Genomic DNA, 26,389 nt, shown 5'->3' on the forward strand with positions numbered 1-26,389 from the left:
ATTACAAAAACCAAGCCTAACATACAGTAATAGATACGGGTTTATGCTGGTAATTAACAAAGTTTGTTTAATAAGGGATAGTTTATGAACAAAATTTGTTTTAGCGCAATATTTAAGTCATCAAAGCATTCTATAGTATAAAAATAAACCCAACTTACAGGAACGAAAGATGGCTTCATTAAATCAACACCGTGTTTATATCCCAAGCAATGCTAGAGCAAACCATTATTTATTAGCTGAAATCACGCCAAACGATGAGTTTTATAAGAGCTTTAGTAATATTAATGCGTGTTATCAGCGTATTGCTCGCCAACTATTTGCCGCTTGTGATGAATATGAACTTCACAATGTGCATTTACTCGCCAATGATAAACTGCCGGTCGTGCGATTTCATGATGAGTCTTATCAACTTGAAACCGATAAGCAAATGTTGTTTTTCTATAATCCTCGTTACCATGAAGCACATAAACTTCATTACACCGAAGATCAGCAAAGCAAAAAGATTCGCTTATTGTTTTTAGCCACTGGGGATGATATTCGCGCTCACTCCGCACAATTTCATAACAATGTACAAAAAGTATTGGATCTTTTACAACAGCAATTATTTGTAGAGCAACCAAGCTTTAAATTACGTGATCATCAGCATTTGACCTATGATTTATTCGCTAAAGAAAAAGGCAATAAAGAAAGTTACGGTTATAAATTAAGAAGTTTATATCCTCGTTATCAATCAAGACAATGCGAGATACCAAGCACACACGCAGAAATGACCTATGTCACTTTTTCGATACCGATAACTCGTAATATTAAAACGCAGTTTCAAAGTGAGATTAACAGCCAAACTTATCAGCCGTTCTACACCCACTTTTCAAAACTATTTACCCAGTTATGTGAAGACAATAAACTCACCCACGCTGCAATGGTTGCTAATGGCGCAATGCCAATAATACGCAACAGCCAAGTCGATAGAAATGAAGGAAATGAAGAGCTACAAAAAATAAGTTTTGATATAGAAGACTCAACCCCGCAAATAAAAGTATTTTTTGAAGCCGATAAATTAGTCGAAACACTGCATTTTGTCATTGTGGCAGCTGAGCATAATAAACATGAAATTGGCTATGGTCGTTTTATGAATCAAGTTGAAAAAGCCATACATGGCTTATGTGAGGAGTTAGCAATAAATAAGCAACGCCAAGATTTATCTGTGCGCTTTTTTCAGCATATAAGTTACCCATATTAATTAATCTAAACTGTGGTTAATTAGGTACCTGAACTTTAGATAACAAAAAGGCTCGCAATTGCGAGCCTTTTTTAAAGAATAAACGCTGATTACCAGCCTGTTTTCTCTTTAAGTGCTTTACCGATATCAGCAAGTGAACGTACAGTTTTTACGCCCGCAGCTTCTAATGCAGCAAATTTCTCATCAGCAGTACCTTTACCACCAGCGATGATTGCGCCAGCGTGACCCATACGCTTACCTTCTGGTGCAGTAACACCAGCAATGTAAGAAACAACAGGTTTAGTTACGTTAGCTTTGATGTACTCTGCAGCTTCTTCTTCTGCAGTACCACCAATTTCACCAATCATTACGATTGCTTCAGTTTGTGGATCTTTTTCGAACAATTCTAGAACGTCGATAAAGTTAGTACCAGGAATTGGATCACCACCAATACCAACACAAGAAGACTGACCAAAACCAGCATCTGTAGTTTGCTTAACTGCTTCGTACGTTAAAGTACCAGAACGAGAAACAATACCTACTTTACCAGGCTTGTGGATGTGACCAGGCATGATACCAATCTTAGTCTCACCAGGAGTGATAACACCTGGACAGTTTGGACCAATCATACGAGTACCTGTTTGATCTAGTTTAACTTTAACGTCAACCATATCAAGTGTAGGAATACCTTCAGTGATACAAACAATCAGCTCGATACCTGCATCGATAGCTTCTAAGATTGCATCTTTACAGAAAGGTGCTGGTACGTAAATCACAGATGCAGTTGCACCTGTTGCTTCTACAGCGTCACGTACTGTGTTAAATACTGGAAGACCAAGGTGCGTTTGACCGCCTTTACCTGGGCTTACACCACCAACCATTTGTGTACCGTACTCAAGCGCTTGCTCTGAGTGGAAAGTACCTTGACCACCAGTGAAACCTTGACAGATAACTTTTGTATCTTTATTGATTAATACAGACATTATTTGCCCTCCGCAGCAGCAACAACTTTTTCAGCCGCGTCTGTTAATGATTCAGCAGCGATGATGTTAAGATCAGACTTAGCAAGTACTTCACGGCCTAATTCAGCATTAGTACCTTCTAAACGTACAACTACTGGAACTGTTACACCTACTTCTTTAACTGCGCCAATGATGCCTTCAGCAATCATGTCACAACGAACGATTCCGCCGAAGATGTTAACTAAAACAGCTTTAACGTTGTCATCTGAAAGGATGATTTTGAATGCTTCAGAAACACGTTCTTTAGTCGCGCCGCCACCAACATCTAGGAAGTTAGCTGGCTTGCCACCGTGTAGGTTTACGATGTCCATAGTACCCATTGCAAGGCCTGCACCGTTAACCATACAACCTACGTTACCATCTAGGGCTACGTAGTTAAGCTCGAAGCTTGCTGCGTGAGCTTCACGTGCATCTTCTTGAGATGGATCGTGCATTTCACGGATTTTAGGTTGACGGTAAAGTGCATTACCATCGATACCAATTTTACCATCTAGACAGTGAAGGTTACCTTCATCTGTGATTACTAGTGGGTTGATTTCAAGTAATGCGAAATCGAAATCGTTAAACATGTTGCCAAGACCCATAAAGATCTTAACGAACTGTTTCATTTGTGTTGGGTTAAGACCCAATTTAAAACCAAGCTCACGAGCTTGGTAAGCTTGAGGACCTACTAAAGGATCAATCTCAGCTTTGTGGATAAGTTCTGGTGTTTCTTCAGCAACAGTTTCAATTTCAACGCCGCCTTCAGTAGACGCCATGAACACAACTTTACGAGAAGCACGGTCAACAACAGCACCTAGGTACAGTTCGTTTGCGATATCTGTACAGCTTTCTACTAAAATTTTAGCAACTGGCTGGCCTTTCTCGTCTGTTTGGTAAGTAACTAGGTTTTTACCTAACCAGTTAGCTGCAAACGCTTTAACTTCGTCGATAGTTTTAACTAGCTTTACACCGCCAGCTTTACCACGTCCACCTGCGTGAACCTGAGTTTTAACAACCCACATATCGCCGCCAATTTTTTCAGCAGCTGCTGCAGCTTCTTCAGGTGTATCGCAAGCGAAACCTTGAGAAACTGGTAAACCATATTCGGCAAAAAGTTGTTTTGCCTGATACTCATGCAAATTCATGATGCTTTATCCAATTTTTTATATTAAAAGAGCTGAATATTTATGCAAATAAACAACTATCCCAAATTGCGTGCCTAGTATAGATCTCATGGCGCTACATGAAAACCCCAGTATGACCTTAGGCGCAAAAAAAAAGCTGTGATTTTAACTCACAGCTTATATTTCATACTACTTAATTAAACATCTAGCAGTAAACGTGTTGGATCTTCAAGTAACTCTTTAATTGTTACTAAGAAACCAACTGATTCTTTACCATCGATTTGGCGATGATCGTAAGATAACGCTAAATACATCATAGGTAAGATTTCAACTTTACCATTAACAGCCATTGGACGATCTTGGATTTTGTGCATACCTAAGATTGAAGACTGCGGTAAGTTAATGATTGGTGTTGATAGTAATGAGCCGAATACACCACCGTTAGTAATAGTGAAATTACCGCCAGTCATGTCGTCAAGTGTTAGCTTGCCATCACGACCTTTAAGAGCTAGTTCACGAATACCTTTTTCGATTTCTGCAACTGATAATTTGTCACAATCTTTAAGTACTGGCGTTACTAAGCCACGTGGCGTAGAAACAGCAATACTGATGTCGAAATAGTTGTGATAAACAATATCATCGCCATCAATTGATGCATTTACATCTGGGAAACGCTTTAACGCTTCAGTTACCGCTTTAACGTAGAAAGACATGAAACCTAAACGGATACCGTGACGCTTTTCAAATACTTCTTGGTACTGCTTACGAAGATCCATAATTGGCTTCATATTGACTTCGTTAAACGTGGTTAACATTGCAGTTGAATTTTTCGCTTCAAGAAGACGATTAGCAATCGTTTTACGTAAACGTGTCATAGGCACACGTTTTTGAGTACGATCGCCCATTGGTGCTGCTGGTGCTGCTTCTGCTTTTGCTGCTGGAGCAGGTGCTTTTAAGAATTGATCAACATCTTCTTTAGTCACACGGCCATTTTTACCTGAACCTTTGATTTTTGAAGCATCAAGGCCTTTCTCAGCAATTAAACGACGAACTGATGGAGTTAGTACATCTGAACTATCGCTTGAGCTTTCTTCTTTGGATGCTGGTGCATCCGCTTTAGCTTCAGATTTAGCTGGTGCAGCGCCTGCTTTTACCTTACCAATTACTTGCTCACCAAGAACAGTATCGCCTTCGTCATGGATTATTTCACCCATAACGCCGTCTTCTTGGGCAACAACTTCAAGTACAACTTTATCTGTTTCAATATCTACCAAGTTTTGGTCGCGTGTTACCGCGTCACCTGGTTGAACATGCCAAGTAGCAATTGTTGCATCTGCAACTGATTCTGGAAGTACAGGTACTTTAATATCCACTTCTTTACCTTCTGATGCTGGTGCTGATTGCGCCGCAGGCGCGTCTTCTGATTTATCTGATGCTGAGTCATCTTCTTTTGACTCTTTAGTTGCCGGTGCTTCATCTGCATCGCCAATTAAACCGATCACTTGGTCGCCAAGTACCGTAGCACCCTCTTCTTGTGAAATTTCAGTGATTACACCATCGTTTTGTGCAACCACTTCTAAAACCACTTTGTCTGTTTCAATATCTACTAAGTTTTGGTCACGGCTTACTTTGTCGCCAACACTTACATGCCATGTAGCAACGGAAGCATCTGCAACCGACTCAGGAAGAACAGGAACTTTAATCTCTGTGCTCATTGCTTATCCTTTCTTTTCTATAGTAAGCGCGTCGGCAACGAGCGCTTGTTGTTCTTTAGTATGTACTGACATATAACCACATGCAGGTGATGCTGAAGCTTTACGACCAGCATATTTTAATTTTGCATCTTGTGGAATTGCATCAATAAAGTGATGTTGAGAACAATACCAAGCACCTTGGTTTTGCGGCTCTTCCTGACACCATACAAAATCAGTAACATGCTGATAACGTTCAATAATCGTCTTCATTTCGTCATGTGGGAACGGGTATAGCTGTTCAACACGAACAATAGCAATGTTGTCTTGCTCAAGTTTACGACGCTCTTGTAATAATTCGTAGTAAACTTTACCACTACAAAATACAACACGTTCTACTTTCTTAGCATCAATATCATCAATTTCATCGATCACATTGTGGAATACGCCCTCTGATAGTTCTTCAAGCGATGATGTAGCTAATGGGTGACGAAGCAATGATTTTGGCGTCATAACAATCAATGGGCGACGAAGAGGTCTAACCGATTGACGACGAAGCATTGCATAAACTTGTGCAGGTGTAGATGGTACACATACTTGCATATTATGATCAGCACACAGCTGTAAAAAGCGCTCAAGACGTGCAGAGCTATGCTCAGGACCTTGGCCTTCATAACCATGTGGTAGCAAACATGTCAGGCCACATAAACGACCCCACTTTTGCTCACCTGAACTTAAGAATTGGTCAAAAACAACTTGTGCACCATTGGCGAAATCACCAAATTGCGCTTCCCATAAAACAAGTGAGGTCGGCTCTGCTGTTGCATAACCATATTCAAACGCTAATACCGCTTCTTCAGATAGCACCGAATCAAATACTTCAAACGTACCTTGATCTTCACTAATGTTTTGCAGTGGTAAGTATGTTGCACCGTCTTGTTGACCGTGAACAACGGCATGGCGATGGAAGAAGGTACCACGGCCAGAGTCTTGACCTGTTAGGCGAATATCAGTGCCTTCAGCTGCAATAGTTGCATACGCTAAAGTCTCTGCCATACCCCAATCAAGTGCTTTTTCACCGGCTGCCATAGCTTTGCGATCATCGTATATTTTCTTAACACGAGATTGCGCTTTGTGGTCTTCAGGGTAGCTTGCGACAATGTTACCGAGCTCTTTAAGCTTCTCTACAGAAACGCTCGCGTCGTAGTCAACATTCCAATCATGGCCAACGTATTTAGCCCAATCAGAAGAATGTGACGTTTCTGGTTGAATTTCTTCAACTACACAGTTGCCATCATCTAAGCCATTACGATAATCATCAGCAAGTGCTTTCACTTCGTTTTCTGTGAAGGAACCTTCCGAAATTAACTGATCTGCATAAATTAAGCGAGGGACTGGATGTTTTTTAATCTTTTGATACATAACAGGCTGTGTAGCATTAGGCTCATCAGCTTCGTTATGACCATGGCGACGGTAACAAACAAGGTCAATCACAACGTCACGTTTAAACTGGTTTCTAAAATCAAGCGCTAACTGCGTAACAAACGCAACCGCTTCAGGATCATCAGAGTTTACGTGGAAGATTGGTGATTGAACCATTTTTGCAATATCAGTACAGTAATCAGTAGAGCGAACATCGTCTTGCTTGCTTGTTGTAAAACCAACTTGGTTATTAACAACAATACGAATGCTACCACCACAACTAAATGCATTAGTTTGTGATAAGTTAAACGTTTCTTGTACTACACCCTGACCTGCGATTGCAGAGTCGCCGTGAATAGTAATAGGAAGTGCTTTGCTGCCAGTTTTGTCGTTTAGACGATCAAGACGTGCGCGCACAGACCCCATAACCACAGGATTAACGATTTCTAAGTGCGATGGGTTAAACGCAAGTGCCATATGCACATTGCCACCTTTGGTCGCGAAATCTGAAGAGTAACCCATGTGATACTTAACATCACCAGAGCTTAAAGTATCTTTGTGTTTACCAGCAAATTCATCAAATAATTCTGATGGATTTTTACCAAGTACATTCACAAGTACGTTCAAGCGTCCGCGGTGAGCCATGCCGATTACGGCTTCTTTTTGGCCACTTTCACCCGCGCGGTGTATAAGCTCTTTAAGCATAGGCACTAACGCATCGCCACCTTCAAGTGAGAAACGCTTAGCACCCGGGAACTTAGCCCCTAAATATTTTTCAAGACCATCAGCCGCTGTCAATCCTTTAAGGATACGTAGCTTTTCATTTTTATCGAATTTTGGCCTAGACTGAACAGACTCTAAACGCTGTTGTAACCAACGTTTTTCTTCTGTTGATGTGATGTGCATATACTCTGCGCCAATAGAACCACAATAAGTAGTTTTTAGTGCTTGGTATAACTCACCTAAAGGCATAGTATCGCGGCCTACGGCAAACGATCCTACGTTAAATTCGCGGTCAAAGTCAGCATTTGATAAGTCGTGGTATTCTAGCTCTAAATCTCGTACACGTTCTCGTTGCCAAATACCTAGTGGATCTAGGTTTGCATTTTGGTGTCCACGAAAACGGAAAGCATTAATAAGTTGCAGAACTTTAACCTGTTTAAGGTCGCCGCCACTGCCCTCTGCTACCACCACTTCTCTATGCTTGTTTTTAGCAAGCGCCGCAAATTGTGAACGAACTTCTGAATGTTTTACTTCAACATCCACACCATCAACTTTTGGTAATTGTTCGAACACTTCTCGCCATTCTTCTGGCACCGAAGTCGCATCGTCTAAATACGCTTCATAAAGCTCTTCAACATAAGCAACGTTACCGCCGTTTAAATGTGAAGATTCTAGCCATGCCTTCATCACACCTTCGTGCATTTATAAGCCCTTTTTTTTAGCGCAGAAATTAATAGTTATATAACAAGATGGCTAATAAATATTAGCCATCTTTCGTCTACTAGAAATTAAACCGAGCGGTTTAATAACATAGATTTTATTTGCCCAATTGCTTTAGTAGGGTTAAGACCCTTAGGACAAACGCTAACACAGTTCATGATACTGTGGCAACGGAACACACTGAATGCATCGTCTAAGTCAGCTAAACGCTCTTCTGTTGCAGTATCTCGGCTATCAGCTAAGAAACGGTAAGCATGAAGAAGGCCTGCTGGACCTATAAACTTATCTGGATTCCACCAGAAAGAAGGACACGATGTAGAACAACATGCACATAAAATACACTCATAAAGCCCATCTAATTTATCACGCTCTTCAATAGATTGAAGACGTTCGCCTGCAGCAGGCTCGTCATTTATTAGATACGGTTTTACTTTTTCGTATTGAGTGTAGAACTGACTCATGTCAATAACAAGGTCACGAACAACAGGAAGTCCCGGTAATGGACGTACTACGATTTTACCTTTGCCATTTTTTTGTAGCGTAGATAAAGGAGTAATACATGCTAAGCCGTTCTTACCATTCATGTTTACACCGTCTGAACCACACACGCCTTCACGGCATGAACGACGGAATGATAATGTAGGATCTTGCTCTTTTAATAATAAAAGTGCATCCAATACCATCATGTCTTGGCCTTCCTCAGTTTGCAAAGTGTATTCTTGCATACGAGGTGCGTTGTCAACATCCGGATTGTAACGATAAACTGAAAATTGTACTTGTGCCATCGTCTCGCTCCTAGTAGGTACGTGCTTTAGGTGGGAATGCTTCACGTAGCTTAGGCTCGTAGTTTACTTTACGCTTGCTCATTTCATCCGTTACCGGATTAAATACTGAGTGACATAACCAGTTTTCGTCATCACGATCTGGGAAGTCAAAGCGAGAGTGTGCACCACGGCTTTCAGTACGGAAGTTTGCAGCTACTGCAGTTGAGTAAGCTGTTTCCATTAAGTTGTCTAATTCTAAACATTCAATACGCATGGTGTTGAAGTCTGATGATTTATCATCAAGACGTGCATGCTGTAAGCGTTCACGAATTTCTTTAAGCTCAGTAAGACCAGTTGCCATTGAGTCACCTTCACGGAATACCGAGAAGTTAAGCTGCATACACTGTTGTAGGTCTTTCTTGATTTGTACTGGGTCTTCGCCTTGACCAACTGTTGAGCTTTCCCAACGATTAAAGCGAGCTAAAGACGCTTCTAAATCAGACTCAGAAGCCGCTTTAGAAATTTCAACGTCATTTAGGTATTTACCTAAGAAATTACCAGCAGCACGGCCAAATACAACTAAATCAAGTAATGAGTTACCACCTAAGCGGTTAGCACCGTGAACAGATACACATGCAATCTCACCAACAGCAAATAAACCTTGTACTACTTTTTCGTTACCAGCGGCATCGATATTAAGTACTTGACCATTTACGTTAGTTGGCACACCACCCATCATGTAGTGACATGTTGGGATAACTGGAATTGGTTCTTTTGCAGGATCAACGTGAGCAAATGTTTTAGCAAGGTCGCATACACCTGGAAGACGTAAGTTAAGCGTTTCTTCGCCTAAGTGGTCAAGTTTCAACTTAAGGTGAGGACCCCAAGGACCATCACAACCACGACCTTCACGAATCTCTGTCATCATTGAACGGGCAACAACGTCACGAGATGCTAAATCTTTAGCGTTTGGTGCATAGCGTTCCATGAAGCGTTCGCCATCTTTATTTAAAAGATAACCACCTTCACCACGACAACCTTCAGTTACTAGCGTACCAGCACCTGCAATACCTGTCGGATGGAATTGCCACATTTCCATGTCTTGCATAGAAATACCAGCACGAGTCGCCATACCAACACCGTCACCAGTGTTAATGTGAGCATTAGTTGTTGATGCGAAGATACGACCTGCACCACCGGTAGCTAACACAACTGCTTTTGATTTGAAGAAAGTGATTTCACCTGTTTCAATTTCAATCGCTGTACAACCTACTACATCGCCATTATCGTTTTTAACTAAATCAAGTGCATACCATTCAGAAAATACATTTGTTTTATTTTTAACGTTTTGTTGATAAAGAAGGTGTAATAATGCGTGACCAGTACGGTCTGCAGCTGCTGCGGTACGTGCAGCTTGTTCACCACCAAAGTTTTTCGATTGACCACCGAAAGGACGTTGGTAAACACGGCCATTTTCAAAACGAGAAAATGGTAAGCCCATGTTTTCTAATTCAGTAATAGCTTCTGGGCCTGTATTACACATGTATTCGATAGCGTCTTGGTCACCGATAAAATCGGAACCTTTAACGGTATCATACATATGCCATTCCCAGTTATCTTCATGCGAATTACCTAGCGCTACTGTAATACCACCTTGAGCAGATACAGTGTGTGAGCGTGTCGGAAAAACTTTAGAGATTAGTGCACATGTTTTGCCAGATTCAGTAATAGCAAGAGCAGCGCGCATACCTGCACCACCGGCACCAATTACTACGGCGTCAAATTCACGAACAGAATATTTCACTTAAACACCCCATAAAACGATTAAACCTACAGCTACGTAAGCAACAGCCATTAGGTTTAGTACAAAGCCTAAGAAAGCACGCAATTTAGCGCCCTTTACATAGTCGGTTAGAACCTGCCAAAGGCCGATACGGGTATGAACCATAATGCAAACTAGGGTGATTAATGTCGCCCCTTTCATTGCTAGGTTAGAGAACAGGCCTGTCCAGGCGTCATATGTGACTTCTGGCATTGCTAAAAAATAGCCAATAATAAAAATTGCATATGCACTGATTATTAATGCCGTTGTGCGTAGAGATACAAAATCTTGTACGCCATCACGTTTAAGAGTTGCTTGATTTAAGACCATATCCACACCCCTGCCAATACAGCAAACACAACGCCAAGTGCCATTGCAATTTTAGCGCTAGTGTTGCCTGATTCAAGTTCTTCCCAATGCCCCATATCCATAATGATGTGACGGATACCACCGATAAGGTGATAACCCAATACAGAAAGGGTGCCCCAAGCTATAAATTTAGCAATGAATCCGTTAAACAGACCCTTGACGAATTCAAAACCTTCAGCTGAAGAAAGAGACTCTGACCAAGCCCAAATGACAAACGTTAAAGCAAAAAATAATGCAACACCGGTGACGCGGTGAAAAATTGAAGCTTTAGCCGTTGCCGGCATAGATATAGTTGTTAGATCTAGATTTACAGGTCTTTGCTTTTTCACAGTTACTTGCCCATCTTGCCCGCAGTGGGGCTCATCTACTTGTTTTTCTAAAACCCACCAAATGTTTCTGGTGGAACTATCAAAATAAACGTATTAATACTAATAAAGTTCACTTTTTATGAAAAATATTATGTAAAAAAAAGTTTACCCAAATACAAATCGGTTAAAAACCTCCGTTAGTATATATAGCCGGAGACTCTTTTACAATTCTTGTTTACTTTGAGTCGTTTGCGAATTAGCCAATGGTATAATATTCAATCTATACCGAATATTTATTATACATATGTGCATAATACTTATAAAAATTGACTTTATACCCCTCTTTCACGTTAAAATGTAAAGATGTGCTTAGAATAGATTTTAGAATATAAAAATCAGAATAGTTATCTTAATAGGAGATACATAGATGGCAGATAAGAAAGCCACAGTCCATATTGATGGGCTAGATCCAATCGAACTTCCAATTTATCAAGGTACTGCTGGCCAAGATGTAATTGATGTACGTACACTCGGCTCACATGGTCACTTTACTTATGACCCAGGTTTCATGTCGACTGGTTCTTGTGAATCTACCATCACTTACATCGATGGTGGTAAAGGTGTTTTATTACATCGTGGTTACCCGATCGAGCAGTTAGCAGAGAGCTCTAACTACGTTGAGTTATGTTACTTACTATTAAACGGTGAGTTACCAACTAAAGAGCAATACGATGATTTTGCTACAAAAATCACTCGTAGCACAATGCTAGATGAAAAAATCGCAAACTTCTTCCAAGGTTTCCGTTTTGATGCACACCCAATGGCAATGCTATGTGGTGTGGTTGGTGCATTATCTTCTTTTTACCATGAAGATCTTGATATCACTGATGCAGTTCAACGTAAGACAAGCGCTATTAAATTAGTTGCTAAATTACCAACAATTGCGGCAATGGCATACAAAACAAACATCGGTCAACCGTTTGTATATCCACGCAATGATTTAAGCTATGCAGAAAACTTCTTACACATGATGTTCTCTGTACCTGCTGAAGAATACAAAGTAAACCCAGTAACAGCTAAAGCAATGGATAAAATCTTTATGCTTCATGCTGACCACGAACAGAATGCTTCAACGTCAACAGTTCGTTTAGCTGGTTCTTCTGGTGCTAACCCTTATGCATGTATTGCTGCGGGTATTGCATCACTTTGGGGCCCTGCTCACGGCGGCGCTAACGAAGCATGTTTAAACATGTTAGAAGAAATTGGTTCAGTTGATCGCATCGACGAATATGTAGCAAAAGCAAAAGATAAAGCGGACCCTTTCCGTCTTATGGGCTTTGGTCACCGTGTTTACAAAAACTTCGACCCACGCGCAACAGTAATGCGTCAAACATGTCACGAAGTTTTAGCAGAGCTTAATATTCAAGATCCATTGCTTGATATTGCAATGAAACTTGAGCAAATTGCACTTGAAGACCCGTACTTTGTTGAGAAGAAACTTTACCCTAATGTAGATTTCTACTCAGGTATTATCTTAAAAGCGATTGGTATTCCTACAAGTATGTTCACTGTAATTTTTGCAATGGCACGTACTGTAGGTTGGATCTCACACTGGGACGAGATGCTTTCTCAGCCTGGTCACAAGATCAGCCGTCCACGTCAGCTTTACACAGGTGAAACAACACGTGATTATAAAGCTACAGACAAGCGGTAAGCTTTAAAGTTAGTTTTAAAAGGCCGCTTCTGCGGCCTTTTTTATTACATGCTACTTGAGAATTATCTTAAACAGATTACAATTCCTGCCCGAATTGATTAACTTTATGAGCCTATGTCTGTGTCCTCGTTTGATCCTAAAAAAATCCGTAATGATTTCCCTACTCTAAATCAGACAATCAATGGCAATCCTTTGGTTTATTTAGACTCGGCTGCAACAACACAAAAGCCACAATGTGTGATTGACACCACCACACAGTTTTACACCTCACAGAATGCAAATGTTCACCGCGGTCGTCATACGCTGAGTGAGCAAGCTACAGCGGCTTATGAGCAAGTACGTCAACGCGTTGCTGATTACTTTCAGGTAAGCGGTAATGAAATTGTCTGGACTAAAGGCGCTACTGAGGCGATTAACTTAGTTGCACATGGCCTAAGAAATACATTAACGACAGACGACACCATTTTAATTAGCCCAATCGAGCATCACGCGAATATTGTGCCGTGGCAAGAACTCGCGGCATACACTGGTGCAACGTTAAAAGCGTTGCCACTTAATGACAATGCCACTTTTGATATCAAACAGTGCTGTGACGTGATTAAACACACCAAACCTGCACTTCTTGCAATTACTCACGCCTCTAATGCGCTGGGTAATATTACCGATTTAACCCCGCTGATAACTGCTGCGAAGGCTGTAGATACGCTAACTTTAGTCGATGGCGCACAAGGCGCTCTGCATTTAAGACCTAATTTGACAGTGCTTAATTGTGATTTTTACGTGTTTTCAGCTCACAAAATGTTGGGGCCAACAGGATTAGGCGGTTTATATGGCCGCTACAGAGCACTTAATGCATTATTGCCTTATCAAACAGGTGGTGAAATGATTGAAAAAGTGACCCTAACGCAAAGCACTTATCGTGACGCTCCCGCTAAATTTGAAGCAGGAACCCCAAATATAGCCGGTGTTTTAGGCTTTGGTGCGGCACTTGAGTATTTAATGGTGCTCAATCAGCAAGAATTAAAAGAGTATGAACAGCAGGTGTTTATTTATGCAGCAAACGCACTGATGGAAATAGATGGTATTTGCATCTATAGCGACCTAAAATCGAACATTGGTACATTATGCTTTAATTATAAAAATGAACATCCGTATGATCTGGCAACTTTACTTGACGGTTATGGTATTGCAGTACGAAGTGGTCATCATTGTACGCAGCCATTAATGACTCATTTGCAACTAAATGGCTCACTAAGAGCAAGTTTTGCATTTTATAATACGACCAAAGATGTAGACCATTTTATTACTGCGCTCAAAGAATGCATCGCTTTATTAGACTAAATTGGATAAATAATGACACTCACATACCAACTGGTAAGTAAAAAAATTGAACACAGTACAAGCTGGCAACAGAAGTATCGTGAAATTATGTTACTTGGCAAAACACTACCGCCGTTAGCCGATATACTAAAAACAGATGATGCGCTAGTCCAAGGCTGTGAAAGTAAAGTATGGATGTTTGTTGAGTTTGATTTGACAGAAAATGCATTGGTTGTGATTGGTGATTCTGATACGCGAATAGTAAAAGGATTATTAGCGTTAATTTTAGCGCTGTATAACGGTTTGACACCTGAAGAGGTATTAAGCGTTAATGCCTATGAAGAATTTGAAAAGCTCGGCTTAATTAGCCACTTAAGCGCTTCTCGCGGTAATGGGATAAAAGCTATGGTGGAAAAAATACAAACTTTAGCTAAACAAAAAGCGCGTTAAGCGCTTTTTTAACAATATGATGTGTAATCTGTAATTAAATGTTCAAGCGTGTACGCTTATCTAAATATTTTCTTACTGCTTTAGCGGCAACAAAAAAACCAAAACTACCGGTGATCATCGTCACTGAACCAAAGCCATTATTACAATCCATATTCATACTACCATCTGCATTTTGTTTCGCATGGCACACACTGCCATCACTGCCAGGATAAACAAGCTGCTCTGTTGAATACACACAGTCAATATTAAATTTACGTTTTGGATTAGAGCTGAAATTATACTGCTTACGCAAAATATAGCGCACCTTTGCAAGCAATGGATCTTGAGTCGTTTTTGCCACATCTCCAAATGTAATTTGACTTGGATCAGTTTGCCCACCTGCACCGCCAGTGGTAATTATAGGCATTTTATTACGCTTACAGTGCGCGATTAACGCCGCTTTTTCTTTTACCGCATCAATGCAGTCAATAACATAATCAAAACCTTGAATATGCTGCTGAATATTTTCTAGTGTTATAAAATCGTCAATAACATTAACTACACACTCAGGATTGATAAGCTCGCAGCGCGCCTTCATGGCATCCACTTTTGCTTCCCCAATCGTGCCTGTTAACGCATGAATTTGACGATTAACATTGGTTGCGCATATATCATCTAAATCTATTAGAGTAATTTTGCCCACGCCGGTGCGCGCTAATGCTTCTGCAGTCCAGCTGCCAACGCCACCTATACCAACAACACAGAAATGTGCCTGTTGTAACCATTCAAATTGCTGTTGACCATATAGTCGTTTAATACCACCAAAGCGGATATCAGTTACTTGTTCACTCATTTACCAATCCAATTTCCAAGGCGTTTGCCAAGAATCAAAATCTTGATGTTTTATTAATTGCGCATATTCCACTCCACACTCTGGCAACAGAGTGTGTTGTATTTGTTCCCCAGCCCACTCAAAATCCAACGCTAATGCATGCAAATAGGTGCGATCAGCGGCACTCCCAGAATAACTAGCATCGCCTAATATAGCGGCACTTATACTCTTTAATGCCACCCTAAGCTGGTGAGTTTTTCCCGAATAGGGTTTCAATAAGTAAGCTCTAAATCCGCTTTTAAAGCTAAACGAATAAAAACGCGTAATAGCGGGGTTACTCTGTGAGTTTAATAATTTATACGTGCCACGGCGAGATTTTGCCATGTCACCTTTAACCCAGCCTTGCTTTTTTTTAGGCTTGGTATCACTAACCGCTAGATAAAACTTATTAATCGCATGCTGAGTAAATAATTGCGTAAATTCTGCTGCTGCCGCTTTGCTTCGCGCGAGTATAATCAATCCAGAGGTGACTTTATCTAAACGGTGTACCGCAAATAATTTTTCGTTTAACTGTTGCTCAGCTAGTACCACAAAACCGGGGCCTTCTTCAGAATGAAAATTAAGCCCATGCGGTTTATTTATGATGTAAAAATCATCATGCGTATATTGCACTTTTAATATAGGCGTTTGTGCTATATTCACGCGCTTTTACTTTGAATATGGGCAACCACTTTAGCTAAATCCTCTGGTGTATCTACTCCTGCATGAGGGGTCACTAAAGCTTGTTCTATTTTAATTGCATAACCATGGTATAGCACACGTAACTGCTCTAACGACTCAAGGAGTTCTAATGGCGAAACACTTAATTCAATATATTGCTTTATAAACCCTGCGCGATACGCATAAATACCCACATGGCGTTGAAAAGGGGCTAAGTTAAGTGGTTGCTGCTCAGCCATCATGGCGCTTCTATCAAATGGAATACTCGCTCTTGAAAAGTACAAAGCATTTTTATTGATATCACTGACAACTTTAACCGCATTAGGATTAAACACTTCATCACGCTCTTCAATAGCAACGCTTAAGGTTGCCATTGGTGCCCTTGATTGCGCTAATAATGTTGCCACTTGTGATACGTTATCAGGCGACAGCAAAGGTTCATCACCCTGTACATTTACCACGATAGTGTCATCGGCTAAATTAAGTAAATCCACTACTTCGGCTAAGCGCTCTGTGCCTGATTGGTGATCTTCACGTGTCATCAAAACATTGCTAGTAAAAAGCTTTGCAGCATCAAACACTTTTTGATGATCGGTGGCAATAATCACCTTGCTGGCTCCTGATAAGCAGGCTTTTTCATACACATGCTGTATCATTGGTTTGCCACAAATATCAGCAAGTGGTTTACCTGGTAAACGAGTAGAAGCGTAACGCGCAGGGATAACAACTACGAATTCCACTTTTCTACCTCTTCAAGAGTCAATTCACGGGCTTCATTTTCAAGTAGTACAGGAATATCATCACGTACCGGGTAAGCTAGTTTTGCTGCTGTGCTGATCAGCTCTTGGTTTTCTTTATCAAAGCGCAACTTACCTTTACACACAGGGCAAGCAATAATTTCGAGTAATTTTGTATCAAAGGCCATGGTGGATCCCTTTTTCTTTTAATAATAAATTTAATGTGTTTATTACTGCTGCAGTTGGTTGAGCGTCAACCGGCAAGTAATACCAATTTGGCTTGGCAAAGTCACGACACTTAACCGCATCTTTTTCTGTCATTAATATACAGTCCTCACCAAATTGAGCAAAGTCATTGGCGGTATAAGCATAATGGTCGCGAAAATGATGTGTTGATAACAACGCTATACCTTGTGCTTTTAATGATGCTTCAAAGCGCTGAGGGTTACCGATTGCACTTACAGCATGCGCTGTTTCTATAGCCGTTGTTATCTCAGTATTATCAGCAACACGTTTAATAATTGATGGCTGCAAGCGATAGCTAAATTCATGTTCAGAACCATTTTCAATGACTAAATCAACACTGTTTAAACGAGAAACCGTTTCGCGAAGTGGTCCTGCTGGCATTAAAAAACCATTACCAAATTTTCTTTCGCTATCAACAATACAACATTCAATACTGCGTGCCATTTTGTAGTGTTGCATGCCATCATCAGAAATAATTACATCAAGCTGAAACTGATGATTGAGCATTTCTATATTCTGCTGTCTATTTGGCCCCACAACTAACGGACATTGTAAACGGTTAAATAAAAGTACCGGCTCATCCCCTGCTTCTAAAGTCGTCGTATTGGCAGTTACTAATAATGGGTAATGGGCTGCTTGCCCGCCATAGCCGCGACTAATTAAACCAACAGATAAGCCTTGGGCGGTTAAGTAATCATGTAGCCACAATACAAATGGCGTCTTACCATTGCCGCCAACACTTATATTGCCAACAACAATTACTGGAGTATTACTAACAAATGGCTTAAAAACACCCACTTCGTAGCAGTATTTGCGCACTAGAGCAACACAGCCAAAAATAGCGGACAGTGGTAATAACAATAAGGTAATTAAGCTAAAAGGTTTGTACCAGCTTTGCTCTATTTTACTCACCCCTGCTCACCAAACTGCATTTTACAAAGAGCTGAGTAGGTACCATCGTTAGTCAGTAATTCAGTATGCGTACCACTTTCTATCACTTTACCGTTATCAATCACATAGATACGGTCACTATTTTCAATAGTCGATAGCCTATGAGCGATAACAATGGAGGTTTTATCTTTCATTAATGTATCAAGAGCATGTTGGATAAGCTTTTCAGACTCAGTATCCAAGGCCGAGGTCGCTTCATCTAAAATTAAAATAGGCGCGTCTTTTAAAATAGCACGGGCAATCGCAATACGTTGACGTTGCCCGCCTGAAAGCATTACCCCATTCTCGCCAACCATAGTGTTAAGTTGCTCAGGTAAGTCTTTTACAAACTCCCACACATGGGCTTGTTTTGCAACGTCATGAAGCTCTTCGATAGAGATTTCGCGTTGTAAACCATAACAAATATTATTGGCAATCGTGTCATTAAATAGCACCACTTGCTGCGACACTAACGCAAATTGACGGCGAAGATCAGTAAGCTTATATTCATTAAGAGCAATGCCATCGAGTAAAATTTCGCTTGGCGCTTCTAAGTCATAATATCGGGGTAACAAGTTAGAAATAGTCGATTTACCCGAGCCAGAGCGGCCAACAAGGGCAATACTCTCACCGGCTTTTATGTTCAGTGATAAATCGTTAAGCACAGCTTCATCCTTGGTTGGGTATTTAAAGGTCACATTTTTCACCTCAATATGCCCTTTTACCTTATCAACCGAAAAGGTGCCCGTGTCTTTTTCAATTTCTTCATCTAACACTAAAAAAACACTCTGAGCAGCTGAAATACCTCGCTGTAGATCGCTGTTTACATTGGCAAGTTGCTTTAATGGGCGTAGTAACATCATCATCGAGGAGATGAGTACGACAAAATCCCCGGAGCTAATGCTGTCTATCATAGAGGGCATCGACACAACCCATAAAATAACAGCCATAGCACTGGCAGCCAAAATTTGAATAATAGAGACACTTAGCGCTTTAGTCGCATCCATCTTGATACGTTGTTGGCGGTTATGATTATTAATTTTAGAAAATTGATCAATTTCTTGTGTTTGCCCACCAAAGCCATGGATCACTTTGTGACCACTGAGCATTTGCTCTGAACTACGGGTAACTTGTCCCATCGCTGACTGAATATTTTTCGAGATATGACGAAAGCGTTTAGACACCACAGCTACTATGATAGCCACAAGCGGGATAATAACTAAAAAGATTAACGACAACTGCCAACTGGTATAAAACATCACAGCGAGTAAAAACACCACAAAAGCGCCTTCACGCACAACAATAAGCAGTGCTTTGGTGATTGCTTGTTGAACTTGCTCGGTGTCAAAGGTGATTTTAGAAATCAAATCGCCGGTTGAGTTTTTATCATGAAACGATACCGGTAAGTGTAAAATGTGTTCAAACAATTCTTGGCGCAGCGCCCTCACGACTTGTGAGCCTACATAGCTTAAACAGTAAGATGACATAAAGTTAAATACGCCACGCCCGATAACCAGCGCAATAACCACAAATGGCGCATAAGTAAGTACCTGGCTGTTACGCTCGTTTAAACCTTCATCGATAAACGGCTTCATCAGTTGAATGAATAATGCATCCATACCTGAATAACCTATCATTCCTATAATCGCGACGATGGCAATCGACTTATAAGCGCCAACGTAAGAAACAAGCCGTTTATATATTTGTGTAGTACTTTGTTCCATAACACTCTCTAAAACCAGTAACAGCCCCTATTGTATCCTTAGCAACAGCAAAACAAAACGTCAATCTTTGATAAACCAATAACTTTCCGCCCCTCTTGCGGTACTCAGCTCTAAGTGTTTAGCATAAAAATCAACCCGAATTTGTCCTACATCACCGGTGCTATATTGTTTGGCGTTTATTTTATTGTAACGCTTAACTACCGCTTTACTTGGAAATTGCCACTGGCCTTGATACGCACTTGAATGAATCACAAGTGTTGGGTTTACGGCCTCGATAAACTCGACACTGGAAGAGCTATCACTGCCGTGATGAGGGCTTATCAAAACGGTACTTTGTAAATCATCTTCTTTATTAATTAATTTAGACTCCCTCGCCTTTGATATATCACCAGTGAGAAGCACACTATGGTTTGCACTTGAGACTTTAACAACACAGGAATTATCATTACGGTTATTAAACTCATCTTTTGAAAAGGTTTGAATACTCAAGCCTTGAAAGTCTATTTTTGTCGCTATGCAGTCTTTATATACACCACTTGGATGAAAGTAATCAAAGCTCCATGCATAACCGGCTTTTTTAAAGTGCGCAACGCCTCCTGCATGGTCGTTATCTTGATGGCTTACAATCGAGTTAGTTACTGTTAGGTTATGAGCATTAATATAGGGTAGTAAAACACTAGTGACACGACTAAAGCGATTAAAATAACTCGGGCCAAAATCATAAATAAACGCATGTTTATCTTTTTCTATCAGTACCATTAAACCGTGGCCTACATCAAATACGTTTAACTGCCAAATGCTGGTTTGCGTAAAGTAATAGTTAAAAAGCAAAGTCAAAATCGGAATGCAGGCTAGTAAGCGAAGCTCAATAAAATAAAGTAAGGGTACAACACTATAAAGCAGCACCACGGTGGTTATACTTACCTGTCCGACATTAAGCCAACGTATCTGCTGAGGTATTGCCTGCAACATTTGATACAAATTGGTCAGTGGAAAATCATATAACACAATAAATGCATGCCAATCGGTTAATAACCCCAGCAACACGCTTAAAAATAAAGCAGGCATCAATACAAAAGATAAAATGGGAATAGCCACAAGATTTAAAACTAAACCCACTAAACTCACGCCATTGAAAAAGTACAATGACAGGGGTAATAAGCCAATAAATAATCCCAGTTGAATAATAAATAATGTTCGCATATTGGCCAGTAGTGAGTGCCCCCGAAGTGGAAACTGCTTTAAAACCATAAAAATAATACATACCGCTAAAAACGAAAAGTAAAGACCTGGATTTAGTACACTAAATGGATTAACCGCTAAAATAATAACCAACGCATATAAAATACTGCGCCATCTCAATGATTGCTTTGCCAAGTAATAAAGCAACAAATAACAACCCAGCATAATTAAAGCGCGAGTTGCAGAAATGATGAAATCACTCAAGTAAACATATATGAATGCGACTACAAAGCCGACAGCGCTATAAACAATAGAAACATTTATGGCTTGATTTAGTTCAGGTTTAACCAACTTAAGACAAAAACGTGTCACAAAATAACAAAAACCAAACACTAAAGAGATATGCAACCCAGAAATGGCTAATAAGTGACTTAACCCAAGACTCTGCATTAACCGCTTTTGCTCGAATGTCATCAATGACTTATCGCCGGTTAAAAGTGTATAATATAGCCATTTAAGCTCAGCATTATTTACCAGCTTTTTTACATAGGCTCTATAAGCTGACACGGTATTATTTTTTTGAGAGCTTTTAATATTAAGCTGTTTATTGAGCACTGTACCTTTAAAGGCTATCTTTTGTGTAAAAGCATAAAGCTGATTATCAAAAACAGTAAAATTTTTAATAGTTCTATAATTATTCAGTCTCACTTGGGCATTAAAAGTATCACCAGGTTTAATTGGTTGTACAAAATTGATACTTAATAAGGCATAAGGTGCCCTAAAGTGACTATATTCACTATCTTCTAAATGGGTTATTTTAACTTTTATATATTGGGGAGGCGTAGCAGAGATAACCTCTTCGACCACCACACCGACAGAATAAGCATATTTTTTGTGCTGTTCAGGTAACTCAAATGAATAAAACAAGATAAAATGTGCCGCTACACAGCAAATACCGCAAATAAAGCCTAACAATACAGTTAAAAACGGCTTAAAATACGTGCTCACAATAAGGATTGAAATTGTGATAACTGTAAACTCAAGGGTTTGATAATAAAATACGGTAATAACGACACCGATAACAAACCCAAGACTCATCCACACAGACGTAAATGGTTGCTTTAAATGGCTAAAAAAACGATCCAACGGTTTTTACCTGATCCAAATAAAATTAGACATCACAAATCACTAAGGATATTTGGTCGTCTTTTACATGATGCTAACCTTTGGCATTTAAATCGACGCTCAGCACGCGGTGCCTTTGCCGTTGGACTTTTTTTTGCATTCATCCCTGTTCCTTTTCAAATGGTGCTAGCAGCTGCCGCAGCCATAATCTTAAGAGTTAATTTACCTATTTCTGTTGCTTTAGTGTGGATCACCAACCCACTTACAATGCCACCTATTTTTTACGGTTCATACTTGGTTGGTACATTAGTACTAAATCAACCTGAGCAGCATTTTGCGTTTGAGGCTAGTTGGGCGTGGTTTATAGAAAGCCTTACTACCATTGGCCCTGCTTTTTTAGTGGGTTCGCTTGTGTGCGCATCTATTGCCAGTGTTATTGGCTATTTTGGTATTGATTTAATTTGGCGTCGCTCAGTAAGAAAAGCTTGGATATCTAGAAATAACTAGCGACTACTTCATCAAGTACTTCTGTTAATATTACTATAGACAAAAAAAAACCAACTTAACAAGTTGGTTTTTTTATAAACGAATAGCAGTACTTAGAAACGAAAAACGCGTCTTAATCCAACTAAAGGTAGTAGTAATAAACCAAACCATGAGAAGCTGGCTGAGCTACGTTCATAAAACTCTGTATCTGGGGCTTTACAATTTTCAACTTCGCCATTAGCAATCGGTGAAAGTTTTACTGCAACAGCAACACTTTCATATTGAATGTTGCCATTAATGTCGGTTATGACCTCACCTAGCGAGTCTAATTTTTCAACCGTTTTAGTTGCTACACCAAATACTTCATTATTTTCGTTGATTGATTTCGCCTCTACCATTTTATAACTAAAGCTAGTTTCACCATCACTGTCAAAACATGGTAGTAGATTATTTAGATTAGTGATTTTGTCATCACCAATTTTATAAATAAACGCTTCTGAACGCCTGGTACTCGCAGTATCACCAACATCACCTTCACCTACAATATAACCTTGATTATTAATATCATTTGCATATGAGCTTGAGCTAATAAAATAATCTTCAGGAAACACCGTCGTGTTTGTATTTATATCATGGTAGAAAAGTTTGTTTCTTAAAGAACCTTCAATGCGTTTAGTAGCATAACCTGCAATAATGTCATTATCATTGATTGCAAATGCTTTACCAGCTTGCCAATCATCTTGCTGGTTTATAAAGTCAACTACCTCACCGTCTTTAAAATAAGTTGGCATACTGTAGATTCTATTATCGTTGTCAATATCTCGGGTATCTGAAGACCCTACAGCAATACCATTACTATTCACAGCTAATGCAATACTATTAAATGGAGTTCTGTCTTCATCTTCTTCCGGAGTAAGCGCTAAACCTAACAACTCTGTTGAAGTCACATTATAAGTGCTGTCTAGAGTCCATTTAACCGCTGTTTTATTGAACACACCTCGCGTATTTCGAGAATTAATTAACTCGATACAAGCCATAACTGGCTCATCAAGGCCATCACAATTGTCTGTAATTGTGGTTTGTCTCTCAGCAGGAATACTTACAGATACATTACCTACAACCACATAGCCTGTGTCTGTGGCAATGATATCAGTGGCTTTACTGCTGCCACCATGCTCATTAAATTCTGGTAAAAGCGGCACTTCAACACCACCAGCAGAGATTAAAATTCCGCGCTCTATAAACTCACGAGTAAACCACGTTTCTTCATCAGTTTCGTCATCTGGTGTAAAGCTCACTTTATCAAAGGGTGCACTTCCCCAACCAACCGTAGTACCGTCTTGCGCTACACCTGTATAAAAGTTACTTACTGATCGAGTTAGCCCATCATAATCAAGTGAAGATTCATCGAAAAGAGACTGCTCAGTTATTAAACCGTTATTATAGCTTGTAGCAATAAGCGAACTGATTTTTTGATATTCAAAATCTTCAGACCGAGAAGATAGAAAGCCAACCATAAAAGTATGTGCGTCAGCATTAGTGTAAACAGCATCATTATTTTCTATATCATCGAGGGTAAAGGTTATTTCTTTATCAATGTTTTCAAACCTTTTAACTTCGTTGTCGTATGCACTCTTTATTATATTATCTGTAAAGTCGATATAACTAATATCAATAGGTAGGTTAAACAATCCGTTAGCTTGACCTATAATATGGCCGTTTTCACTCACATCAGTAACATAAGTATGTTTGGCAGCTTCAAAGTCACCTAATTCGGTTAACTGGTACGTTGCACTCAATGCTGATGAACTCAGTGTGGCTAAAACACTGGCCGCGAGTAATTTATATTTCATTTTATTCCTTACTACTGATTCTTTAATTCTTCAAGTTCTTCCCAACGCTCAAAAGCGGCTTCAAGGTCAGACTCAAGTTGGGCTAAATGGTTCAATTCCTTGGCTGTTATATCACTGTCTTGCTTGAAAAAATCTTCATGACTTACTCGTTCTTGTTGTTTTTCAAGTTCAGCTTCAAGTTGCTCCATTTTATTAGGTAGTTGCTCTAGTTCAAGTTTTAATTTGTAAGAGAGTTTATTTGCTTTGTTATTGCTTTTAACTGGCGTTGGCTCTGTTTTTTCAACTTTTTTGACTGGCTGCTTTTGCAACTCTTTGTGCTGCTCCGCCAAATAGTTGGTATAAGCTTCATAATCACTGTAGCCACCAACTATATCAGTAACTTTGCCGTTACCTTCAAATGCCCAAACACTCGAACAGGTATTATCAATAAACTCTCGGTCGTGACTTACTATAAGCACAGTACCTTGATATTGGTTAATAATATCTTCAAGTAGCTCTAATGTTTCTATATCTAAGTCATTGGTAGGCTCATCGAGCACTAATATATTTGAAGGTTTCAAAAATAACTTGGCTAATAACAACCTGTTTTTCTCACCACCTGAAAGTGCTTTTACCGGTGTACGAGCACGTGCTGGCGGAAATAAAAAGTCTTGTAAATAGCCTAACACGTGACGTGAGCGTCCGCCCATCATCACTTCTTGCTTACCTTCAGCAACGTTATCTTGAACGGTCGCTTCTTCATCAAGCTTCTCACGGTACTGATCGAAATATGCAAACTCTAAGTTAACACCTTGCTTTATTTCACCACTGTCTGCTTTTAAATCACCAAACAACAATTTTAATAGCGTTGTTTTACCAATACCATTAGGCCCCACCAAACCAATACGATCGCCACGCATCACTAAGGTAGAGAAATCATCAGCTATCACTTTGTCTTTAAATGCATGATTTAAGTGTTTAGCTTCAAATACTAGTTTACCTGAACGATCAGCTGTTTCGATATTGAAATCAGTTTTACCAACTTGTTCCACACGTTGTTTACGTTCATTACGTAATTGTTTCAGCTCACGAACACGGCCTTCATTACGGGTTCGACGGGCTTTAACACCTTGGCGGATCCATGCTTCTTCTTCCGCTAAGCGTTTATCAAACAATGCATTTTGTGTTTCTTCTACTTTTAAATCATGCGCTTTTTGTTCTAAGTAAGTTGCATAATCACCAGGATAAGAAATTAGTTTACCGCGATCTAAATCTAAAATACGTGTAGCAACAGCTCGAATAAATGCACGGTCATGCGATATAAATACAATACCGCCTTTAAATTCTTTTAGGAATTGCTCTAACCACATTACACTTGTCATATCCAAGTGGTTAGTAGGCTCATCGAGCAGTAATAAATCAGGCTCACTCACTAAAGCACGCGCTAATGCAACTTTACGTAACCAACCACCAGAAAGCGACTCAAGTTTCGCATCAGGAGTTAGCTCTAATTGAGTAAGTACAAGCTGAATTCGGCTATCAAAACGCCAGCCATCTGCCGCCTCTAATTTATTAGATAAACGCTCTAATTTATTTAATAGTTGATCAGTGCAATCTGTTTGCAATTGTGTGCTTACATGATGAAAATCAATAAGTAAGTTAGCAATTTCGGGCATACCTTGGGCAACATAATCAAATACAGTGCCACTTGCCCCTTTAGGTGGATCTTGCTCTAAACGCGATATTTTTAAACTACCAACTTGGTTTATTTCGCCATCATCAAGTATTACTTGACCGTCGAGTACTTTTAAAAGCGTTGATTTACCTGCACCATTGCGACCTACAATACACACACGTTCGCCACTTTCGATTACTGCATCTGCATTATCAAGTAATGGGTGTGTACCGTAAGCTAATTGTGCTTTTGAAATTCTAATTAAATCCAT

The 26,389-nt window shown here is 39.9% G+C and carries 22 protein-coding genes; 5 read left to right on the forward strand and 17 right to left on the reverse strand.

The window, feature by feature from the left end:
- The first annotated feature begins 169 nt into the window (after positions 1 to 169).
- Complete coding sequence (locus CWB75_RS01415; RefSeq protein WP_054200998.1) at positions 170 to 1,240, forward strand: DUF3083 family protein; 1,071 nt, start codon at positions 170 to 172, stop codon at positions 1,238 to 1,240.
- Positions 1,241 to 1,329: 89 nt separating this feature from the next.
- Here CWB75_RS01415 and sucD read toward each other — a convergent pair whose 3' ends face one another.
- The 8 genes from sucD to sdhC form a co-directional block, all read right to left on the reverse strand.
- Complete coding sequence (sucD, locus tag CWB75_RS01420) at positions 1,330 to 2,202, reverse strand: succinate--CoA ligase subunit alpha (protein ID WP_010390118.1); 873 nt, start codon at positions 2,200 to 2,202, stop codon at positions 1,330 to 1,332.
- Positions 2,202 to 3,368: an ADP-forming succinate--CoA ligase subunit beta gene (gene sucC, locus CWB75_RS01425; RefSeq protein WP_008464053.1), complete on the reverse strand. Its 1,167-nt coding sequence runs from the start codon at positions 3,366 to 3,368 to the stop codon at positions 2,202 to 2,204. The genes sucD and sucC overlap by 1 nt, the downstream gene beginning before the upstream one ends.
- 176 nt (positions 3,369 to 3,544) lie before the next feature.
- Positions 3,545 to 5,062, reverse strand: coding sequence for a 2-oxoglutarate dehydrogenase complex dihydrolipoyllysine-residue succinyltransferase (gene odhB, locus CWB75_RS01430; protein WP_138569699.1), 1,518 nt, complete (start codon positions 5,060 to 5,062; stop codon positions 3,545 to 3,547).
- 3 nt (positions 5,063 to 5,065) lie between these two features.
- Entirely contained in the window at positions 5,066 to 7,885 is a 2,820-nt protein-coding gene (gene sucA, locus CWB75_RS01435) for a 2-oxoglutarate dehydrogenase E1 component (RefSeq protein ID WP_075169173.1), read from the reverse strand.
- 86 nt (positions 7,886 to 7,971) lie between these two features.
- Positions 7,972 to 8,688 carry a succinate dehydrogenase iron-sulfur subunit gene (locus CWB75_RS01440; protein WP_010390121.1) on the reverse strand — a complete coding sequence of 239 codons (717 nt, stop codon included), beginning with the start codon at positions 8,686 to 8,688 and terminating at the stop codon, positions 7,972 to 7,974.
- A 10-nt stretch (positions 8,689 to 8,698) separates the two neighbouring features.
- Positions 8,699 to 10,471 carry a succinate dehydrogenase flavoprotein subunit gene (gene sdhA, locus CWB75_RS01445; RefSeq protein WP_008112088.1) on the reverse strand — a complete coding sequence of 591 codons (1,773 nt, stop codon included), beginning with the start codon at positions 10,469 to 10,471 and terminating at the stop codon, positions 8,699 to 8,701.
- Positions 10,472 to 10,819 carry a succinate dehydrogenase, hydrophobic membrane anchor protein gene (gene sdhD / locus CWB75_RS01450; RefSeq protein WP_055012091.1) on the reverse strand — a complete coding sequence of 116 codons (348 nt, stop codon included), beginning with the start codon at positions 10,817 to 10,819 and terminating at the stop codon, positions 10,472 to 10,474.
- Entirely contained in the window at positions 10,810 to 11,187 is a 378-nt protein-coding gene (gene sdhC, locus CWB75_RS01455; RefSeq protein WP_010390126.1) for a succinate dehydrogenase, cytochrome b556 subunit, read from the reverse strand. The genes sdhD and sdhC overlap by 10 nt, the downstream gene beginning before the upstream one ends.
- A gap of 406 nt (positions 11,188 to 11,593) precedes the next feature.
- Between sdhC and CWB75_RS01460 the strand changes: the two genes are divergently transcribed.
- The 3 genes from CWB75_RS01460 (at position 11,594) to CWB75_RS01470 (ending at position 14,650) form a co-directional block, all read left to right on the forward strand.
- Positions 11,594 to 12,880 (forward strand): citrate synthase, encoded by a 1,287-nt coding sequence (locus CWB75_RS01460; RefSeq protein WP_010390127.1) that lies wholly within the window; start codon positions 11,594 to 11,596, stop codon positions 12,878 to 12,880.
- Positions 12,881 to 12,994: 114 nt separating this feature from the next.
- Entirely contained in the window at positions 12,995 to 14,221 is a 1,227-nt protein-coding gene (locus CWB75_RS01465) for a SufS family cysteine desulfurase (RefSeq protein ID WP_138569700.1), read from the forward strand.
- 12 nt (positions 14,222 to 14,233) lie between these two features.
- Complete coding sequence (locus tag CWB75_RS01470) at positions 14,234 to 14,650, forward strand: SufE family protein (protein ID WP_010390129.1); 417 nt, start codon at positions 14,234 to 14,236, stop codon at positions 14,648 to 14,650.
- A gap of 34 nt (positions 14,651 to 14,684) precedes the next feature.
- Here the strand turns inward: CWB75_RS01470 and tcdA are convergent, their stop codons facing one another.
- From tcdA to CWB75_RS01505, 7 genes are read right to left on the reverse strand one after another with little or no spacing between them, the layout of a single operon-like run.
- Positions 14,685 to 15,482, reverse strand: coding sequence for a tRNA cyclic N6-threonylcarbamoyladenosine(37) synthase TcdA (gene tcdA / locus CWB75_RS01475; protein WP_138569701.1), 798 nt, complete (start codon positions 15,480 to 15,482; stop codon positions 14,685 to 14,687).
- Positions 15,483 to 16,163, reverse strand: coding sequence for a TIGR01621 family pseudouridine synthase (locus tag CWB75_RS01480; RefSeq protein ID WP_138569702.1), 681 nt, complete (start codon positions 16,161 to 16,163; stop codon positions 15,483 to 15,485).
- Entirely contained in the window at positions 16,160 to 16,921 is a 762-nt protein-coding gene (gene kdsB / locus CWB75_RS01485; RefSeq protein WP_138569703.1) for a 3-deoxy-manno-octulosonate cytidylyltransferase, read from the reverse strand. Before kdsB ends, CWB75_RS01480 begins: the two co-directional genes overlap by 4 nt.
- The gene (locus tag CWB75_RS01490) at positions 16,909 to 17,106 is read right to left on the reverse strand and encodes a Trm112 family protein (protein WP_010390133.1); all 198 of its coding nucleotides are present in this window, start codon (positions 17,104 to 17,106) and stop codon (positions 16,909 to 16,911) included. Before CWB75_RS01490 ends, kdsB begins: the two co-directional genes overlap by 13 nt.
- Positions 17,096 to 18,076 carry a tetraacyldisaccharide 4'-kinase gene (lpxK, locus tag CWB75_RS01495; protein ID WP_054201004.1) on the reverse strand — a complete coding sequence of 327 codons (981 nt, stop codon included), beginning with the start codon at positions 18,074 to 18,076 and terminating at the stop codon, positions 17,096 to 17,098. The genes CWB75_RS01490 and lpxK overlap by 11 nt, the downstream gene beginning before the upstream one ends.
- Positions 18,073 to 19,818, reverse strand: coding sequence for a lipid A export permease/ATP-binding protein MsbA (gene msbA, locus CWB75_RS01500; protein WP_138569704.1), 1,746 nt, complete (start codon positions 19,816 to 19,818; stop codon positions 18,073 to 18,075). Before msbA ends, lpxK begins: the two co-directional genes overlap by 4 nt.
- A gap of 60 nt (positions 19,819 to 19,878) precedes the next feature.
- Positions 19,879 to 22,146 (reverse strand): DNA internalization-related competence protein ComEC/Rec2, encoded by a 2,268-nt coding sequence (locus CWB75_RS01505; protein ID WP_138569705.1) that lies wholly within the window; start codon positions 22,144 to 22,146, stop codon positions 19,879 to 19,881.
- On the opposite strand from CWB75_RS01505, the gene CWB75_RS01510 reads away from it, so the two are divergent.
- Positions 22,126 to 22,632 (forward strand): DUF2062 domain-containing protein, encoded by a 507-nt coding sequence (locus CWB75_RS01510; RefSeq protein WP_010390140.1) that lies wholly within the window; start codon positions 22,126 to 22,128, stop codon positions 22,630 to 22,632. The two genes, CWB75_RS01505 and CWB75_RS01510, sit on opposite strands and share 21 nt — an antisense overlap.
- A 92-nt stretch (positions 22,633 to 22,724) precedes the next feature.
- Here the strand turns inward: CWB75_RS01510 and CWB75_RS01515 are convergent, their stop codons facing one another.
- Positions 22,725 to 24,464, reverse strand: coding sequence for a DUF3466 family protein (locus CWB75_RS01515; protein ID WP_138569706.1), 1,740 nt, complete (start codon positions 24,462 to 24,464; stop codon positions 22,725 to 22,727).
- 11 nt (positions 24,465 to 24,475) lie between these two features.
- Positions 24,476 to 26,389, reverse strand: coding sequence for an ATP-binding cassette ATPase Uup (gene uup, locus CWB75_RS01520; protein WP_010390143.1), 1,914 nt, complete (start codon positions 26,387 to 26,389; stop codon positions 24,476 to 24,478).

Source organism: Pseudoalteromonas sp. S1608 (genome assembly GCF_005887265.1).
GTDB lineage: Bacteria > Pseudomonadota > Gammaproteobacteria > Enterobacterales > Alteromonadaceae > Pseudoalteromonas > Pseudoalteromonas undina.

What these genes read in the sequence shown, in the direction of transcription:
- CWB75_RS01415 (WP_054200998.1), top strand. Translation starts at nt 170, where the DNA reads ATGGCTTCATTAAATCAACACCGTGTTTATATCCCAAGCAATGCTAGA.
- sucD (WP_010390118.1), bottom strand. Translation starts at nt 2,202, where the DNA reads ATGTCTGTATTAATCAATAAAGATACAAAAGTTATCTGTCAAGGTTTC.
- sucC (WP_008464053.1), bottom strand. Translation starts at nt 3,368, where the DNA reads ATGAATTTGCATGAGTATCAGGCAAAACAACTTTTTGCCGAATATGGT.
- odhB (WP_138569699.1), bottom strand. Translation starts at nt 5,062, where the DNA reads ATGAGCACAGAGATTAAAGTTCCTGTTCTTCCTGAGTCGGTTGCAGAT.
- sucA (WP_075169173.1), bottom strand. Translation starts at nt 7,885, where the DNA reads ATGCACGAAGGTGTGATGAAGGCATGGCTAGAATCTTCACATTTAAAC.
- CWB75_RS01440 (WP_010390121.1), bottom strand. Translation starts at nt 8,688, where the DNA reads ATGGCACAAGTACAATTTTCAGTTTATCGTTACAATCCGGATGTTGAC.
- sdhD (WP_055012091.1), bottom strand. Translation starts at nt 10,819, where the DNA reads ATGGTCTTAAATCAAGCAACTCTTAAACGTGATGGCGTACAAGATTTT.
- CWB75_RS01460 (WP_010390127.1), top strand. Translation starts at nt 11,594, where the DNA reads ATGGCAGATAAGAAAGCCACAGTCCATATTGATGGGCTAGATCCAATC.
- CWB75_RS01465 (WP_138569700.1), top strand. Translation starts at nt 12,995, where the DNA reads ATGTCTGTGTCCTCGTTTGATCCTAAAAAAATCCGTAATGATTTCCCT.
- CWB75_RS01470 (WP_010390129.1), top strand. Translation starts at nt 14,234, where the DNA reads ATGACACTCACATACCAACTGGTAAGTAAAAAAATTGAACACAGTACA.
- tcdA (WP_138569701.1), bottom strand. Translation starts at nt 15,482, where the DNA reads ATGAGTGAACAAGTAACTGATATCCGCTTTGGTGGTATTAAACGACTA.
- CWB75_RS01490 (WP_010390133.1), bottom strand. Translation starts at nt 17,106, where the DNA reads ATGGCCTTTGATACAAAATTACTCGAAATTATTGCTTGCCCTGTGTGT.
- msbA (WP_138569704.1), bottom strand. Translation starts at nt 19,818, where the DNA reads ATGGAACAAAGTACTACACAAATATATAAACGGCTTGTTTCTTACGTT.
- CWB75_RS01510 (WP_010390140.1), top strand. Translation starts at nt 22,126, where the DNA reads ATGGCTAAAAAAACGATCCAACGGTTTTTACCTGATCCAAATAAAATT.
- CWB75_RS01515 (WP_138569706.1), bottom strand. Translation starts at nt 24,464, where the DNA reads ATGAAATATAAATTACTCGCGGCCAGTGTTTTAGCCACACTGAGTTCA.
- uup (WP_010390143.1), bottom strand. Translation starts at nt 26,389, where the DNA reads ATGGATTTAATTAGAATTTCAAAAGCACAATTAGCTTACGGTACACAC.